The organism is Vibrio sp. SNU_ST1 (assembly GCF_030563405.1).
Classification (GTDB): Bacteria; Pseudomonadota; Gammaproteobacteria; order Enterobacterales; family Vibrionaceae; genus Vibrio.
This window is the reverse complement of record NZ_CP130748.1, coordinates 1,811,276-1,825,031: the sequence shown is the minus strand read 5'-3', so window position 1 is coordinate 1,825,031 and position 13,756 is coordinate 1,811,276. Positions and strand designations below refer to the sequence as shown.

14 protein-coding genes and 1 pseudogene are annotated in these 13,756 nt (G+C 43.5%); 8 read left to right on the top strand and 7 right to left on the bottom strand.

The window, feature by feature from the left end; translation table 11 throughout:
* Nucleotides 1-245: 245 nt before the first annotated feature.
* Nucleotides 246-1,754, bottom strand: a complete 1,509-nt coding sequence (locus tag Q5H80_RS07945) for a DUF3360 domain-containing protein (RefSeq protein WP_304564158.1) — start codon at nucleotides 1,752-1,754, stop codon at nucleotides 246-248.
* A gap of 408 nt (nucleotides 1,755-2,162) precedes the next feature.
* Between Q5H80_RS07945 and Q5H80_RS07940 the strand changes: the two genes are divergently transcribed.
* Nucleotides 2,163-2,717 (top strand): hypothetical protein, encoded by a 555-nt coding sequence (locus tag Q5H80_RS07940; protein ID WP_304564157.1) that lies wholly within the window; start codon nucleotides 2,163-2,165, stop codon nucleotides 2,715-2,717.
* A 343-nt stretch (nucleotides 2,718-3,060) separates the two neighbouring features.
* Nucleotides 3,061-3,933 (top strand): patatin-like phospholipase family protein, encoded by an 873-nt coding sequence (locus tag Q5H80_RS07935; RefSeq protein ID WP_304564156.1) that lies wholly within the window; start codon nucleotides 3,061-3,063, stop codon nucleotides 3,931-3,933.
* A gap of 149 nt (nucleotides 3,934-4,082) precedes the next feature.
* On the opposite strand, the pseudogene Q5H80_RS07930 reads toward Q5H80_RS07935, so the two are convergent.
* Nucleotides 4,083-4,235, bottom strand: a pseudogene (locus Q5H80_RS07930) (2-amino-4-hydroxy-6-hydroxymethyldihydropteridine diphosphokinase); the annotation flags it as partial.
* A 168-nt stretch (nucleotides 4,236-4,403) separates the two neighbouring features.
* Here Q5H80_RS07930 and Q5H80_RS07925 point away from each other — a divergent pair.
* Nucleotides 4,404-4,742, top strand: coding sequence for a hypothetical protein (locus tag Q5H80_RS07925; protein ID WP_009846986.1), 339 nt, complete (start codon nucleotides 4,404-4,406; stop codon nucleotides 4,740-4,742).
* 157 nt (nucleotides 4,743-4,899) lie between these two features.
* On the opposite strand, the gene Q5H80_RS07920 is transcribed toward Q5H80_RS07925, so the two are convergent.
* Both Q5H80_RS07920 and Q5H80_RS07915 read right to left on the bottom strand, forming a co-directional pair.
* Nucleotides 4,900-5,907, bottom strand: a complete 1,008-nt coding sequence (locus Q5H80_RS07920) for a tetratricopeptide repeat protein (RefSeq protein WP_304564155.1) — start codon at nucleotides 5,905-5,907, stop codon at nucleotides 4,900-4,902.
* 138 nt (nucleotides 5,908-6,045) lie between these two features.
* Entirely contained in the window at nucleotides 6,046-6,501 is a 456-nt protein-coding gene (locus Q5H80_RS07915) for an Lrp/AsnC family transcriptional regulator (protein WP_017109732.1), read from the bottom strand.
* 142 nt (nucleotides 6,502-6,643) lie between these two features.
* Between Q5H80_RS07915 and Q5H80_RS07910 the strand changes: the two genes are divergently transcribed.
* Entirely contained in the window at nucleotides 6,644-8,455 is a 1,812-nt protein-coding gene (locus tag Q5H80_RS07910; protein ID WP_304564153.1) for a PLP-dependent transferase, read from the top strand.
* A gap of 167 nt (nucleotides 8,456-8,622) precedes the next feature.
* Here the strand turns inward: Q5H80_RS07910 and Q5H80_RS07905 are convergent, their stop codons facing one another.
* The gene (locus Q5H80_RS07905; protein WP_304564152.1) at nucleotides 8,623-9,126 is read right to left on the bottom strand and encodes a YcxB family protein; all 504 of its coding nucleotides are present in this window, start codon (nucleotides 9,124-9,126) and stop codon (nucleotides 8,623-8,625) included.
* Between the two features lie 280 nt (nucleotides 9,127-9,406).
* On the opposite strand from Q5H80_RS07905, the gene Q5H80_RS07900 reads away from it, so the two are divergent.
* Together Q5H80_RS07900 and nqrM are read left to right on the top strand one after the other, a co-directional pair.
* Nucleotides 9,407-9,853, top strand: a complete 447-nt coding sequence (locus Q5H80_RS07900; RefSeq protein WP_304564151.1) for a NifB/NifX family molybdenum-iron cluster-binding protein — start codon at nucleotides 9,407-9,409, stop codon at nucleotides 9,851-9,853.
* A complete protein-coding gene (gene nqrM / locus Q5H80_RS07895; RefSeq protein WP_304564150.1) occupies nucleotides 9,850-10,047 on the top strand; it encodes a (Na+)-NQR maturation NqrM in 198 nt (65 codons plus the stop codon). Before Q5H80_RS07900 ends, nqrM begins: the two co-directional genes overlap by 4 nt.
* Before the next feature lie 64 nt (nucleotides 10,048-10,111).
* Here nqrM and Q5H80_RS07890 read toward each other — a convergent pair whose 3' ends face one another.
* On the bottom strand, nucleotides 10,112-10,390 hold the full coding sequence (locus Q5H80_RS07890) for a DUF134 domain-containing protein (RefSeq protein WP_304564149.1): 279 nt from the start codon (nucleotides 10,388-10,390) through the stop codon (nucleotides 10,112-10,114).
* Between the two features lie 44 nt (nucleotides 10,391-10,434).
* Here Q5H80_RS07890 and Q5H80_RS07885 point away from each other — a divergent pair, with 44 nt between their 5' ends.
* A complete protein-coding gene (locus tag Q5H80_RS07885) occupies nucleotides 10,435-10,962 on the top strand; it encodes a PaaI family thioesterase (RefSeq protein WP_304564148.1) in 528 nt (175 codons plus the stop codon).
* Here the strand turns inward: Q5H80_RS07885 and Q5H80_RS07880 are convergent.
* The gene (locus tag Q5H80_RS07880) at nucleotides 10,943-11,146 is read right to left on the bottom strand and encodes a hypothetical protein (RefSeq protein ID WP_304564147.1); all 204 of its coding nucleotides are present in this window, start codon (nucleotides 11,144-11,146) and stop codon (nucleotides 10,943-10,945) included. The genes Q5H80_RS07885 and Q5H80_RS07880 overlap by 20 nt on opposite strands.
* A gap of 1,058 nt (nucleotides 11,147-12,204) precedes the next feature.
* Between Q5H80_RS07880 and Q5H80_RS07875 the strand changes: the two genes are divergently transcribed.
* Nucleotides 12,205-13,755 (top strand): PAS domain-containing methyl-accepting chemotaxis protein, encoded by a 1,551-nt coding sequence (locus tag Q5H80_RS07875; RefSeq protein WP_304564146.1) that lies wholly within the window; start codon nucleotides 12,205-12,207, stop codon nucleotides 13,753-13,755.
* Nucleotide 13,756: the final 1 nt, after the last annotated feature.

Genomic DNA, 13,756 nt, shown 5'->3' with positions numbered 1-13,756 from the left:
AGCTATATGTTCAATGGCAAAGAATGCTCTCCCCCTCGATCGTTAATCTAAAGAGATCATTTAAAGTTTATTTGAGAGGCTTTGATGCTAGATCCGCTCACACAACGTTGATGAAAGCGTTGAAGTCAGTGCGGTAGGGCGTTGCAGTTGATAAAGAATAGCTGTAACCGTTCGATAGATAAAACTAAGGCCTCGCGTGCACGAGGCCTTTTTGTGTTCCGAACAAAACTAAATATTAATCGAGCCTAGCGAAAACTTGGAATAATCGCTGGTATCCCCGGTAGAAGACCAACCAACGCCATCACACCAGTTAGCACAATAAACATAGCTCCAGGCAACACCCAACGGCTCATTTTACTAAGCTCACTACTACGTTCTTTACAACCGACTAAGCCTAAGTTATCTAACAGCATGGTGAGAGCCCAGCCAAATGCAGGGTTAACGAGCGCTGAAGAAAATACAACAATCGCTGCCGATTGGGTGGTTTTCCCTTCACGCGTCATTTCCATTCCAGCTTCTAGCAATGGCACAAATACTCCAACAATCAGCGCGACACAAAGTACCGGCTGCCAGATAGCTAAATCCATCGGGTATCCCCAAACTGCGGCGATGATACAGAACAGAGCTGTGAGCAAAGCGCCAGCAGGAATAGGGCGTTTAGCAATTGCCGCCGGTACGATATAAGTACCCCATGAAGACGTAAAGTTAGTACCACCGAGCAGAGAACCGAACGTTTGACGAATTGACGCTGTGGTCATGGTGTCGTCAATGTTCATGTGTACTTTCTCGGTACGTTCTGGATAGCTGATCTTTTGGAATACTTGATGCCCTAAGAAATCTGGCGACCACATCGCCACGGCTAGAATCGCAAACGGCAATACCACCATGAAGTGCTCAATCGTAGGTAAGCCTAGCATCCAGCCTGTGTCTTCTCCCCACCAATACATAGGGTTCATGTTAGGTAAGCCAGGCTCAGTTTGGAAAGAGAACGGGGCACCCATGGCAAATGCAATCGTACCACCCAGCAAGCAGCTAAGAGGTACGGCTAACCAGCGTTTACGGAAATGCTCCAATAACGCGTATAAAATGATGGTGCAGAAGATCACGACAAAAGCAATGTGGCTCATGCCAATTCCCTCAGCCCAAGTGAACAGTTTTTTAACCTGAGAAGCGGTGCCAACAAAGCCAAGGTAGAGCAGTAAACCGCCACACACGCCTTTACTTGTGAGGTTTGCCAACATGCTGCCACCTTTACTGATGGCTAAGAGCAAGCCAAAAGCTCCAATCAGCAATCCGAAGGCCATAGGGTGCCCGCCTGCTGCAACCACTATTGGAATTAAAGGAATGAGTGGGCCGTGTGTACCTGCAAGGTTTGCGGTCGGCAATAGAAAGCCAGAGAAAAGAATGATGAAAACAGAGGCGATGAGTAGTTCATAACGAACGTTTTCTAAAATAAAGCCTTCATTTAACCCTAGCGCCCCGGCAAAGGTGGCTGCAATGGCGCCCACCATAACAATCTTACCAATGGTGGCCGCCATCGCTGGGATGGTGTCTTCTATCTCGAATCGATAATCTTTAAACGGCAAATTAGGACGCCAGCGTTTAGGCGCCATGATTTGTAATTCGTGTTCTAAATACTGTTCTCGGGAATCAAATTCCGAGCTTGGCTTGTGTTGTTGTTCATAAGTGAGTTCGTCCTCATTGGTTTGAGGCTTATCTGCTCGTATATGTCCCGACTCTAAAGTGCTGCTCATTTTGATTCCTTTCGTTCACACTCTAAGGCGTGTTATTCCAACAAACGTTATTGACTCACGCAGAAGCGCAAACAATGCGTCAACTTATAATTAAAAACTCATTAACATTTAGTCGTTAGTACCTTATACCAAACCCAAAAAAACAAATAGTCTCAGTCAGTTAGACATTAGTCGTAGAGTGCAGGGCTAGAGTGAGAGACTGTAAATATCATGGGCCAGTTTATTTATAGGCGATGAATTTACGGGTAATAAACGAATATCTAACAAGAAATGCTCGGCGTTAAAGCATCAGGTAACGTCCATCGACGAGTGCTTTCTGGGGTAACGTTTTTGGTTGAAAACTATTGATAATAATTCTCATTACGTTACCTTGTGAACTCAAACACACTCATTGTTGCGGAGACCAACATGGAACACTCGGATATTACTCAACTGCTTATTCCAAAGAGCGATTGGGCATCGCCTGATCTCTTTCTCTATGAAGGGGAAGACAAACTTCATTTGAGCTTAGAAGGCGCTATTCAATACAGTGGATTGAACAGCATTGGTGGCGTGGTTCTGGGCTTTAGGATGATCCAACATGCGGTGCAGCTCGCTGCGGGTGAGCAGTCTTTGCAGCGTGATGGCATCAGTGTTTATACCGCGTTCCCTGGACGTGGTGCTCAAGATGCTTTTGAGTACACATGCCGCGCACTGCGTGATAGGCGCTATTGCTGTGATACCACATTGCACCACCCGGCAGCGCAAACCGGACAACGTGGTCAGTTCTTGTTTACGCTTCGCTTGAATGAACAATCTATGGTGATGACGCCAGCAGACGGACTTCCAAGAAAAAGCTATTTTGAGGCCGACCGACACGCACAAGACGGCCGAGAAGCAGCATTGAGATGGCGCGATGAGAAGATCAACTTCGCCAATACGCTCTTGAGCATGTCGCCAGAAGAGTGCTTACGCGTGTTGTAACTCTTTGTTCTCACATGCAGAATGAGCTCAAAAACACAATGAATAACAAGAGGTCGCTCGCTTTCCAGTGGGCGACCTTTTGTTATATCAAGCGCTCGCGGAAACCAGATTCCTAGTCGCGCTTAGGCTTGCTGGAATGACTCACTTTTAGTTTAGCGCGGTAGTCTAAAGTCTATGAGTTTCAGCAATCAACTTAAGCTGCACGACCTCAATCCGCGACACATTTAGGCACGCAGGCGGGAACGTTTTCAAAGCTTTACACAGCTTACGGTTACACGAAGTGGTATTATTTTGATGAAAGAACTAAAGAACTAAAACGCTAATGAATTAAAGGATGAGTACGATGGCAAAAACGATCTCGTTGGTACTGGGTAGTGGTGGCGCAAGAGGCTTGGTTCACGTTGGAATAATCCGTTGGCTCATTGAGCATGGCTATCAGATAAAATCTATCTCTGGCTGTTCAATTGGTGCACTTATCGGTGGTGTCTACGCTGCGGGTAAGTTGGATGAATTTGAAGAGTGGGTCACCAGTATCGACCAATCGGATATGGCGATGATGTTGGACTTTTCATGGCAATCGAGTGGTATCTTCAAAGGGGACAAGATCATCGACACACTGCGTGGATTGATCGGCGAGATTTCAATTGAAGATCTGCCTATCCCTTATACCGCAGTTGCCGCCAATGTCGCTGATGAAAAAGAGGTTTGGCTGCAATCAGGCTCTCTGTTTGATGCCATTCGCGCTTCTATCTCTTTGCCATTGTTCTTCACACCTCATGTCATTAACGGCGAAGTGCTGATTGATGGCGGTGTACTCAATCCTGTACCTATTGCGCCTACCTTTGGTGATAAGACAGAGTTTACACTGGCCGTGAACTTAGGCGGCGAACCTGAAACGCTTCAGCAGGAAGTGACACCGGTTTCCCCACCAACAAAAGAGAGCAATCTGCATGAGAAGGTTGTTCACTTTATCGATAATCTCGGTAGCAGTGTAAAAAGTAAAATGAGCTTCAATTTTGCTGCCTACGACATTGCCAACCAAGCGTTTGATGCGATGCAATCTACCATTGCTCGCCAAAAATTGGCCGCTTACCCCGCTGATATTACGCTTGAGATCCCACGTAATGCCTGTGGCACTTTAGAGTTTGATCGTTCACAAGAGATGATAGATAGAGGGTACCATTTGGCCCTGGCTAAACTGGGTAACCGACTTTAATGTATTTGCTGCTGAATGAGAGTATTTATGGAAACTGAACTAAAAGATTTTGAACTCCATGAGCTTATGGCAACAAAATATGTCATCGTGCTTACCAGCATAGAAGAGCAGGCCGTATCTTGGCTGATAGGGTGCTATCAAGAGAACTTTAGGACGTTGTCTCCTTTAAAACCGACAGGCTCGCAATCGTAGAATTTAGAAATGTGCAGCGGTGCAAAGTGGTCATTCAATGCTTTGAGAGATTCTGTGACGTGATGTTCGCGGTTAATGTTGCTGCCCATGCTGACGTAGACGTTGGCCATAGTTTTCCTTCCTTTTAAGGATCCATACGTCCAACTCGCGAGGAAGATCAGCTATGTATCCTCTTAGAGGCAGGAGGATAAAAGAAAATATGGTTCTGCCGCAAATCGCGTCTGATAGTGATAGAATCCCCGCATCAGAATTATCGAGAATCTAGGTATTTATAAACTATGTTTATCCATCACGTTAACGGCATCGACTGGCTGGTGATTACAGCTTTTGAAGAACTGAAAACTATGTTTATCGAAGATGCAGGCCCAATCCCATCTTACTTCTCGACCGCCAGTGAATTGAGCCTGATTGATCAAGCCAAGCGCAGCTATGGATTTTTACCTAAACTCCGCGGTGTGATCACCGATACCGGCACGTATCAAAGTGAAAATCTTGATGAAGATTTGAACCCACAGCTTGCGTGTATCGTAGAAGGGCGAGGTCGAGTGTTTATTTATCACGGCGACTATGTGGCCTTCGTGGATGACGAACAAACCTTCATTACCCGAATGGACTGAACATAATTCAGTGGGTTTAGAGCAGTTAATTGATTAATTGATTAATTGATTAATTGGTTGCGAATAAGCGGCTCTGTAGATAAAACTAAGGCCTCGCGTGTGCGAGGCCTTTTGATTTTCGAGTAATAACAATAATCTAATCTGTAATAAATTATTGTTACCAGATATCTTCGATTAAAGAGTCTTTAAGCTGCGCAGCTGCGGCAATGTTTTCTTTCGACATGTACTGTTTAACGTCGATTATCTCTTTCTCTGCATCCGAGTTACCGTATTCCTGTGCGACTTCAAACCATGCTAGCGCTTTAACAAAATCGCTCCATGTACCGTGACCATTACGGTAGGCGTAACCAACGGAATATTGACCATAATCGTTGCCCTGCATTGCGGCGTGAGTGTAATACTCTAATGCTTTTTTTGCGTCTGTAGTTTTGAAACCACACGGTTTTTTGTATCGAGTAGAAGAGTAAATATCACCCATCTTCACATAAGAAAGTGTATGTTCATCTTCTTCAATGGCGTTGCTAAATAATTGCATCGCTTTAGAGCAACTCTTTTCAACGCCTTGCCCATTTAGGTAAGAAATACCCAAATTGTACATAGCACTTGCATCGCCTAAGTTAGCCGATTGCTCAAACCAATACGCAGATTTGGTGAAATCTTGAGTGACGCCTTGACCTTCATCGTATGAAAATGCGAGTTGATACATAGCGTCAGAATAACCCGCTTTTGCAGAAGCTAGGTAATAGTCGTTGCCTTTCTTTAGGTCGACAGGTGTACCTTCACCATCAAAATACATCACGCCTAATGAGTAGAGCACATAAGGGTCTTTGCTGGTTTCAGCTTTATGGTACCAAGCCAGTGCTTTTTCGTATTGCTCCTCGTAGTAATAATTATCTGCCAAGGTAATCATCGCTTTTACCTCGCCAGATTCCGCTACTTGATTCATGTACTGATATCCGCGTTGTAAGTTCTCTTTATACATTGAATCTTCAATTAAAAGGTTAGCAGCCTGCATTAGCAATTCGTTATCGCTAGACGTTTCTGCGTTCTTTAAAAGTGCGAGTTCTTCGCCTTCAAAAGCTTCTATCTCAAGATCGTATGCAAAAGTGTTAGCTGATAGCAGCAGCGACAGTGACGTTAAAAAAGTACAACTTTGTTTTATCATTTAAGCCATTTCTTATATTAGTGATGTTTCACATGAATATAACAAGATAGCCTTGAAAATAAAGGGGTTTTTAGGATGTAGGCCTGCGGGTTTACTACAATGAGACCTAGGGCATATCCCAATGCTAGAGCAACCAATTCACCTCACTGGCAGCTTGGTCTTTGTTTTTACCTGACCGAAGGCGAAACTGGATTCGATAGAGGCAATATTGGGCAGGCGAGTTAATTGTTTGCGGATAAACTGCTCGTAGCTTTTGAGTGACTCGCTTACCACATGGAGTAAGTAGTCGTGATTGCCTGTCATCAAAAAGCACTCCAACACTTCATCAATCACTTCAATGTGTTGCTCAAAGTCTCGCATGTTCTCTTCTGTCGGTTTTTCCAGTTTCACCAACACAAACACATTAACGGGTAGGCCACATGCTTCTTGGTCGACGTTGGCGTGATAGCCGCGAATGATCCCTTGTTTCTCTAATGACCGAACTCGGCGCAAGCAAGGAGAGGGCGACAGCGCTACTCGGTCGGCCAACTCTTGATTAGTCAGTCGAGCGTTGCTTTGCAGTTCAGCCAGTATTTTCTTATCGATCTCGTCCATTGGCATATTCCATCAATATTGATTTTAATTTGGCAATATTATTGCTCAAAGTGTATGTCTTACTTCGCAAATAGCAATTTTTAACATCCGCGTAAAACTAAAATTAAAGGAGGAACAACAAGCATGGAATGACTTAGGAATTATGAATACTTCAACTCAACTTAGCCCGCTGCGTAAAACAACCAAACACGAACAAGCAGAAGCCCTTGCCATTGAGCAAGCAAAGCATTTTGGTATCGACCCAAACAGTGATTACGGCATCACGCTGATTGAGCTGGCGACCACGCTGTACCAAGCCAATACCAAGACACACGACCTTTGGGCATTGACCGTTGATGGACTTTCAGAGCTCGACAAGAGTGACCGAATAGCTTGGTTTAACGCCAAACGCTTTTTGTCATTCCAGATCGCGAAGATCCTCGATAACCTACAAAACCCGATGCGTGCCACTTACCAATCCATTGCCACCAATAATGGTAATTTTGCCTCTAAAGGCGCGTATCCTATCTTTGATAATGTTGCTGCAATTTTCTCTGCAAGTCCTGTTATTACACGTACCGCGACCTATTTGTTTGCCTGTACAGAATGGATTGAAGATGCATTTAACGGTAAAGAGCCGCTGCACGATATTTACTCTAGACTGCTTAACCCAACATCGATTTCACTGGCTAACCACATGGTTGATATTGAGGCCGGCTCTAGAGCCAACGAGTACCTCGCGTGGAACTTTAATTCTGGGATGGCAGCCATTGATGGGTTGTTGAGTCATTTACTTGGGCATGAAGATATTGTCTTGGCCTCACGCAACATCTACGGCGGTTCTTACCAGTTGTTGGAAGATTGGTTTGGAAAGCCTTCTAATCTGAATGTCGCAGTAGAGTGGGTCGATGGTTACTCCGGTGACGAGTTTACGATTCGTCTTGATGAGGTTGCGGATAAATACGCGGATCGCCTCGCCGCAGGTAAGAAAATCTACGTTTACCTAGAGTCACCGTGTAACCCACATGGCTACGTGTTAGATGTGGCCAACATCAGTAAAGCTGGTCACTCTCGTGGTTGGGATGTGATTGTTGACTCGACAGTGGGCACGCCTTTATTACATCCAGTACTGAAACGTGATGATGTGATGGAAAGGCCAGATTATGTGATTCACTCCTACACCAAAGAGCTGGCGGGTTCAGGCACCACAACAGCTGGGGTTGTGATTGGGCGTAACGAGACCATGTTTGTTCCAAAAGGGGAGGAGGTGGCTTTCACTAAGCCCAACGGTGATGAGGCCACAATCCCATGGAACGAAACGTTGTTTTGGAATGTGTATTACATCAAAGGCGCATTCTTAGATGCAGACAAAGCGTTTGAAGTGCTCAATGGCATGAAAACCTATGAGATGCGTGTGGTGCAAAAAACCATCAACACTCTGACGCTCGCGAAGATCTTCGACGCTCACCCTGACATCAATGTGTCGTGTCCCGCTCTGCCAGACAGTGACAACTATGAGCACTGCCAGAACAACATGTACTTAGGGTTACCCGCAGCGCTGTTTACTATCGATATGGAAGGCAACGGCAATCGTGCGCCAATCAATCGTGATGGCTTTAAACAGTTCTTCGACATGCTTGAGCCCGCTATCGGCATGCAAGTGAGTTTAGGGCAAACCAATACGGTGGCACTGTGTCCGGCACTGACTACGCACTCAGAACTTAGTGATGAAGCGCTCAATGAAGCAGGCATCAAACCGACCACCATGCGTATCTCTATCGGTTTGGAAGATCCTCGAATGTTCATTGCTCATATTGTCGAAGCCGCCAAATTGTCGATTGACCGTAAACATCTCGACTTCTCATCCAGTTTCCCCAGTGGTGACAGTATCGATGAAATTTATATGCAAACCTACATGGATGTGCATCAGAGGTTTGTGAAGAGCTTGCCGAAGTTTGAACAACTTACTCAGTAAGCTGAGTTATTAAGGAAAGGTGACAATCACTTATTTGGTATACGGTGTTCATTGTTGTAGTCCACTCATAACACTTAGGGTGGCGTAAAAATGCCCACCAAGTTGGCAGGCATTAATTGATGCTAGTTTGCTTAGAAAGCATAGAAAGCATAGAAAGCATAGAAAGATTAGGAATCTTGGGGTGTTTTAGAAGCTTCGTGTTGTTCGACCATGAATACGATGGCTTCATCGGTTAGACAAGATTTACTGACATATTGGCGCTGTTTACCAATATGCAGGATAAAGCCTAAATCGGTTTGTTGTAGTTGGGTGATATCACTCCAAGCGATGGTATTAGTGGTTTTACGGTTTTTATAGCTCACACCGTTAACGTCACCTTGAAAGACCACTTTACTGCCCGCGCCTGAGCTGATTCTTTGTCGCCATAACCACCAGGTTCTTTTGCAGTAGACACTGAACGCTTCAATCACACTCAAAACAATAAAGAACCAGCCTACGTAGCCGCTAGGTAACAGTTGAAATTCCAATAGAACCCAACCAAAAATAAGAAACAAAAATGCCTTTAAATACGCTTTTGGAAATTGCGTCGGAAGGCTAGTTTGATCATAACACTCTGCGAAAAACGTCTTGTCGAGGGTGTATTCTGTGGTGAAACCGGGATCTTTAGACATGTGTGGCTACTTTGTAGTTCTTCGTTGAGGCGCATTATATCGTTTCGCGCGGGTTTGTCTTAGCGGTTTCAATCCTCTTTTGTAAATCAATAATACTGAAATGGTTTACTCATACCAGAGTCAGTTATTATTGAAACTGGTATTAAATGATGTTTATGAGCATTTACTTCTTAATTTAAGTATCCATTCTGTGAATCTTATTTTTCACACGATAGTTGTTGGCATATGCTAATAATGGGGCGTATGCTGAACTTCTGATCATCAATAACAGGAAGTTACCATGTTATACGCAATACCTTGTCGCGACCTTCATGTCGGCAACCATTTTGCCCGTTCTCCACAGATCGCGATTGTCGATGAGAAACAACAAATAAAGCATCTTATTTCGTTGGTTGAGTCAGACAGCCCGTGCAATAAGAAGAAGCAATGGATGTCCGTCGTTAAATCTTATGATGTGAAAGCTGTTGTGGTTCGTAACATTGGTAAGAAGATGCTGTCGCACTTGTTCAATCATGATGTTCGCGTTTTTACATCTAAAGGAAAAGCCGAAGTTACCACTCTGGATTTCAACAATCTACAAGAAGTAACCGACCTCGATTATGGTCGAGAGTCGCGAAATAGCGGGTTTAGCAATAAAACGTGCGGCGAGAAAGGGCACAAAAAACAAGCTTCGATTTTAATGGCACAGCCTAATCAGCTAGGCGCTATTCGAGGGTTCCGAAAATGACCTTCTTGTTGACGCTATTGGGGTTTGTCGGAGTCGTTACACTGATGGCGATAGGCGTGATTTTTTCGCGCAAGCCAATCAAAGGTAGTTGTGGAGGACTCGCACAGTTAGACATTGATCGCGAATGCAATTGCAAGGATGTGTGTGAAGGGCAAAGCCGTAAGTTGTATCAGATTACTGAGCCATCAAGCTAAGTATCAAGTTAAGTATCAAGAGTTCTCGCTCGCTGAGTTAAATACCTTCTGGCTAACACGTGAATTAACTGCCTTGAATCACCAACGCATGGCCGTTGACGATGCACTTGGCTACTTTGGTACGTGCTCGCTTAATGATGTTGCCGAACGTTTGGCGAGACACCTGCATCTGCTCGGCGGCTTCAAGCTGGCTCAATCCTTCTTGATCAGCTAAGCGTAAGGCTTCCAACTCTTCTAGTAGCAGTTCTTCTTTATGAAGCTCGCCTATAGGAACGCCATTAGGCTTAAAACATGAGTAAGCCGCACGGGTACATAATTGACGATGTTTTTTTGGTCGAGCCATATCAATCTCTAGGAATCTAAGGGTACACAGGAATAAGGGTAAGTATGAAGGTTTTCATTCCTCACAACCATCGGCGCTGCCAAGTGTGCAGCCAAGGTTTTTTCACAGACAGTCCCATTTTTTTTGAAGCTATTGGCGAAGGTGAGACTTTGGCTAAACATGAAACGCTAGCTCAGTACGAAACGCTAGCTAAGCATGGAATGCCTGTTAACCATGAAACGCCAATAAAGCATGAAAATTTAGCTAAGTATGAAGCTTTCGCCAAGATTGTACCAACAGATAAAGCTGAGGGCTACGACGGTATTATGCAGGGGGGCATTGTTACCGCGTTACACGACAGCGCGATGTTGTATTGCTTGTTCCATAACAATATCAATGCGATGACGGTGAGCTTAACTTCTCGCTTTCACCATCCAATAGCCATTGGTCAGGAACTCGGAATTCGCGCTCAGTGGGTGAAGAGCAGACGTAATCTTTATTTCCTCGAAAGCCAAATTACGCAGTGCGGGAAGTTATGTTCGTCGGCAAAGAGTCAATTCATGTCAGCCCCGCCTAGATTTGATCTGAACTAGAAGCTTTGTTCTTTTTGAAGTATTTGAATGCAGTCCAGGTGGCATAAGCCGAAACACCTACGATCAACGCTGAGCGAAGTAGAATAGGTGCATCATGCTCAAGTTGACTAACATGCGGCACAATACTAGCGAACAATCGACTGGTAAAAAGCAGCCCCATTACTAACATAACAATTTTATTCATGTGACCTGCCTTTCAATAGGGTACGTTGCACAGAAACAGTGATGGGGTAGGCTACACGGCCAAAACTATTCTGCTCGAAATAAAATCATGCGCTTCTCAAGCTTGGTCGTCAACGCGATATCAGCTTAAAGCCAGTAAGCTAAAGTTTCGTTTTTGGAAGAGGTTTGTTCTGCCGGATACAGTTATAAGGCGAAGCGGATATGAGTGGAAATGGGTTTAAAATATATTTATGTCAGTGTCTCTTGCATTACCAGCGTATTGAAAGTGAGGCTTGAATGACGAAAAAGTTATTATCTTTGAAGTTTACAACTTATTTGAAATTATCAACTTCAAAGATGACATTGCTCATGAGTTCAGCATTTATCTCGTCGAATATATTTTTCACACAACAGATAAATCCATGCAGAAAGCAAGGTTATACTCAAGGGTGGTATACATTATACCAACTTCACCAGTGTTGAAATCAACAGACTTTGCGACATCTTCATGAAAGTTATCAATGACTAATTGTAATAAGCAATCCTTGTCTAATACATTCATAAGTTTCCTTTAATATATTTTGATAAAATTTTAATAGTCTCATTTCATAATGAGAGCCTAAATTAATACTATTTTACGGCTGATTTCATTAATCTTACAAGAATCGAGTTCAGGGCAACAGGTAAATAATATCAAGTTTGTCGAGATATCAAGGTTAAAATAAAAAATTTATTTTATAGCTATATTAGAGTTTAATTACATATAGACGCTGTTTTCTTGGTGATAAAGTTTGTTAACAGGGTCGTGTGTAGGTAAATACGCTTCACTCTTGCAGGGGGGAGATGTTTAACGCTCCCGCTTTACTTTTTATAAGCTAGTCTTATCTGATGTTGGTATGAAATTGGTAGCATTGATGTTAGTAGTGTTCGTCCTGCTTGAGTAAAAATTTCGTTGAGTCAATAGCTAATAGCTGTTGACTCAATGAAGTGAGCAGCAAGTGCCTTTACTTTCAGCACAGTGTGATATGGATGGCCGCACAACAAGTTGATTGTTATCTAGTTTAAACAGGGAAGCATTTTATGGTAGAGCAAGAGTATGATTACCCAGAGTCGTACAATTTAATTTCAGTGACAGACCCTTCAAGCAAGATCAAGTATGCAAGCCCACACTTTAACGAAGTAGCAGGCTACAAAGAAGGAGAGCTAATAGGTGAATATCACAATGTAGTTCGTCATAGAGATATGCCTAAAGCCGCATTTAAAGACCTATGGGGGCATATTCAGTTAGGAAGTAACTGGATGGGTATGGTTAAAAACCAACGGAAAGGGGGGGGCTATTATTGGGTTGATGCATTTGCTTCTCCGTTAAAAGAAGATAACGAGATTGTTGAATATCAGTCTGTTCGATTTAAACCAAAAAGAGAATATGTAGAACGAGCAGAGAAAGCATATGGGATTTTAAATAAAGGTAAAACACCATTCAAGCTTATGTTACCTAAAACAAGGCTTTGGCAACGTCAAACCTTGATTTCAATATTATTAATCGGGCTCGTTTATGCACTTTACCTTAATCAGTTAGTAACGGTACCACAAAGTTTCTTATTACTCTTTATCGGCGGGGGAGCATCAATCTATATTTTGACGCGTCGTTTGGAGAGTCTTTGTAAAATAGCGAAAGAGGAATTCAATAACCCTCTCATGGAGCACATTTATTTTGGCAAGGTGGATGACCTCTCTGAAATTGCTTTGGGAATGAAGGTGCGGAAGCAATACGCAAAAGCGTTATTAGGCAGAATACGAATCTCTGTGAGTGATTCATGTGAAATGACTCTAATGCAGGCGAATCAGACCGCAGAATCAAACGCAACGGTGTCTGAAAACCTCGAAGATCAGAAAACAGAAATTGATATGGCAGCGACTGCTATAAACGAAATGCAGGCGGCTTCAGGTGAAATCTCTCAAAATGCGCAAGCAACTCTAGATTCGACTTTCAGTACCCAACAAGAACTCTTATCTTGTCAGAACGAGCTAAACCAAGTCGAAGAAAATTTTGGCGATCTCACTAATGAATTAGATAACATATCGACAATATCGCTTTCTGTGGAGAGAGAGACACAGCAAATAAGCTCAGTCATTGAGATGATTAATGCGATTGCCGACCAAACCAATCTGTTAGCACTCAATGCTGCGATAGAAGCCGCACGAGCGGGCGATTCTGGAAGAGGGTTCTCTGTAGTGGCGGATGAAGTACGAGTACTTGCTCAAAAAACACAAGAAGCAACAACAGAGATCCAAGCGGTTATTGAAAAGTTATGCACGGGAAGCAGTCAGTCAGTAACTGCCGTTAATAACGGAACTGAAAAGGCGAAACGCACTCAAATGACGATTCAATCGACTTTAGAGAGCCTCACTTTATTGAGTGAAAAGGTACAGGGAGTGGTTGACAGGAACAACCAAATAGCCGTTGCTATTGAAGAGCAAGTTAATGTCTCAGAAGAGATTAACCAGAATATTATTTCCATCCACAGTAAAGCCGAAGCGTCTCACGGTTTAATGGAAGACAGTAAAAAGCAGTATGAGCGAAGTGTACTTAGCTTGAATGAGTTAAGAAAAGGAGTAGCTCGATTTTAGA

Excerpts from the sequence above, each read along its gene's own strand:
- Q5H80_RS07945 (WP_304564158.1), bottom strand. The coding sequence starts at position 1,754 with ATGAGCAGCACTTTAGAGTCGGGACATATACGAGCAGATAAGCCTCAA.
- Q5H80_RS07940 (WP_304564157.1), top strand. The coding sequence starts at position 2,163 with ATGGAACACTCGGATATTACTCAACTGCTTATTCCAAAGAGCGATTGG.
- Q5H80_RS07935 (WP_304564156.1), top strand. The coding sequence starts at position 3,061 with ATGGCAAAAACGATCTCGTTGGTACTGGGTAGTGGTGGCGCAAGAGGC.
- Q5H80_RS07925 (WP_009846986.1), top strand. The coding sequence starts at position 4,404 with ATGTTTATCCATCACGTTAACGGCATCGACTGGCTGGTGATTACAGCT.
- Q5H80_RS07920 (WP_304564155.1), bottom strand. The coding sequence starts at position 5,907 with ATGATAAAACAAAGTTGTACTTTTTTAACGTCACTGTCGCTGCTGCTA.
- Q5H80_RS07915 (WP_017109732.1), bottom strand. The coding sequence starts at position 6,501 with ATGGACGAGATCGATAAGAAAATACTGGCTGAACTGCAAAGCAACGCT.
- Q5H80_RS07910 (WP_304564153.1), top strand. The coding sequence starts at position 6,644 with ATGAATACTTCAACTCAACTTAGCCCGCTGCGTAAAACAACCAAACAC.
- Q5H80_RS07905 (WP_304564152.1), bottom strand. The coding sequence starts at position 9,126 with ATGTCTAAAGATCCCGGTTTCACCACAGAATACACCCTCGACAAGACG.
- Q5H80_RS07900 (WP_304564151.1), top strand. The coding sequence starts at position 9,407 with ATGTTATACGCAATACCTTGTCGCGACCTTCATGTCGGCAACCATTTT.
- nqrM (WP_304564150.1), top strand. The coding sequence starts at position 9,850 with ATGACCTTCTTGTTGACGCTATTGGGGTTTGTCGGAGTCGTTACACTG.
- Q5H80_RS07890 (WP_304564149.1), bottom strand. The coding sequence starts at position 10,390 with ATGGCTCGACCAAAAAAACATCGTCAATTATGTACCCGTGCGGCTTAC.
- Q5H80_RS07885 (WP_304564148.1), top strand. The coding sequence starts at position 10,435 with ATGAAGGTTTTCATTCCTCACAACCATCGGCGCTGCCAAGTGTGCAGC.
- Q5H80_RS07880 (WP_304564147.1), bottom strand. The coding sequence starts at position 11,146 with ATGAATAAAATTGTTATGTTAGTAATGGGGCTGCTTTTTACCAGTCGA.
- Q5H80_RS07875 (WP_304564146.1), top strand. The coding sequence starts at position 12,205 with ATGGTAGAGCAAGAGTATGATTACCCAGAGTCGTACAATTTAATTTCA.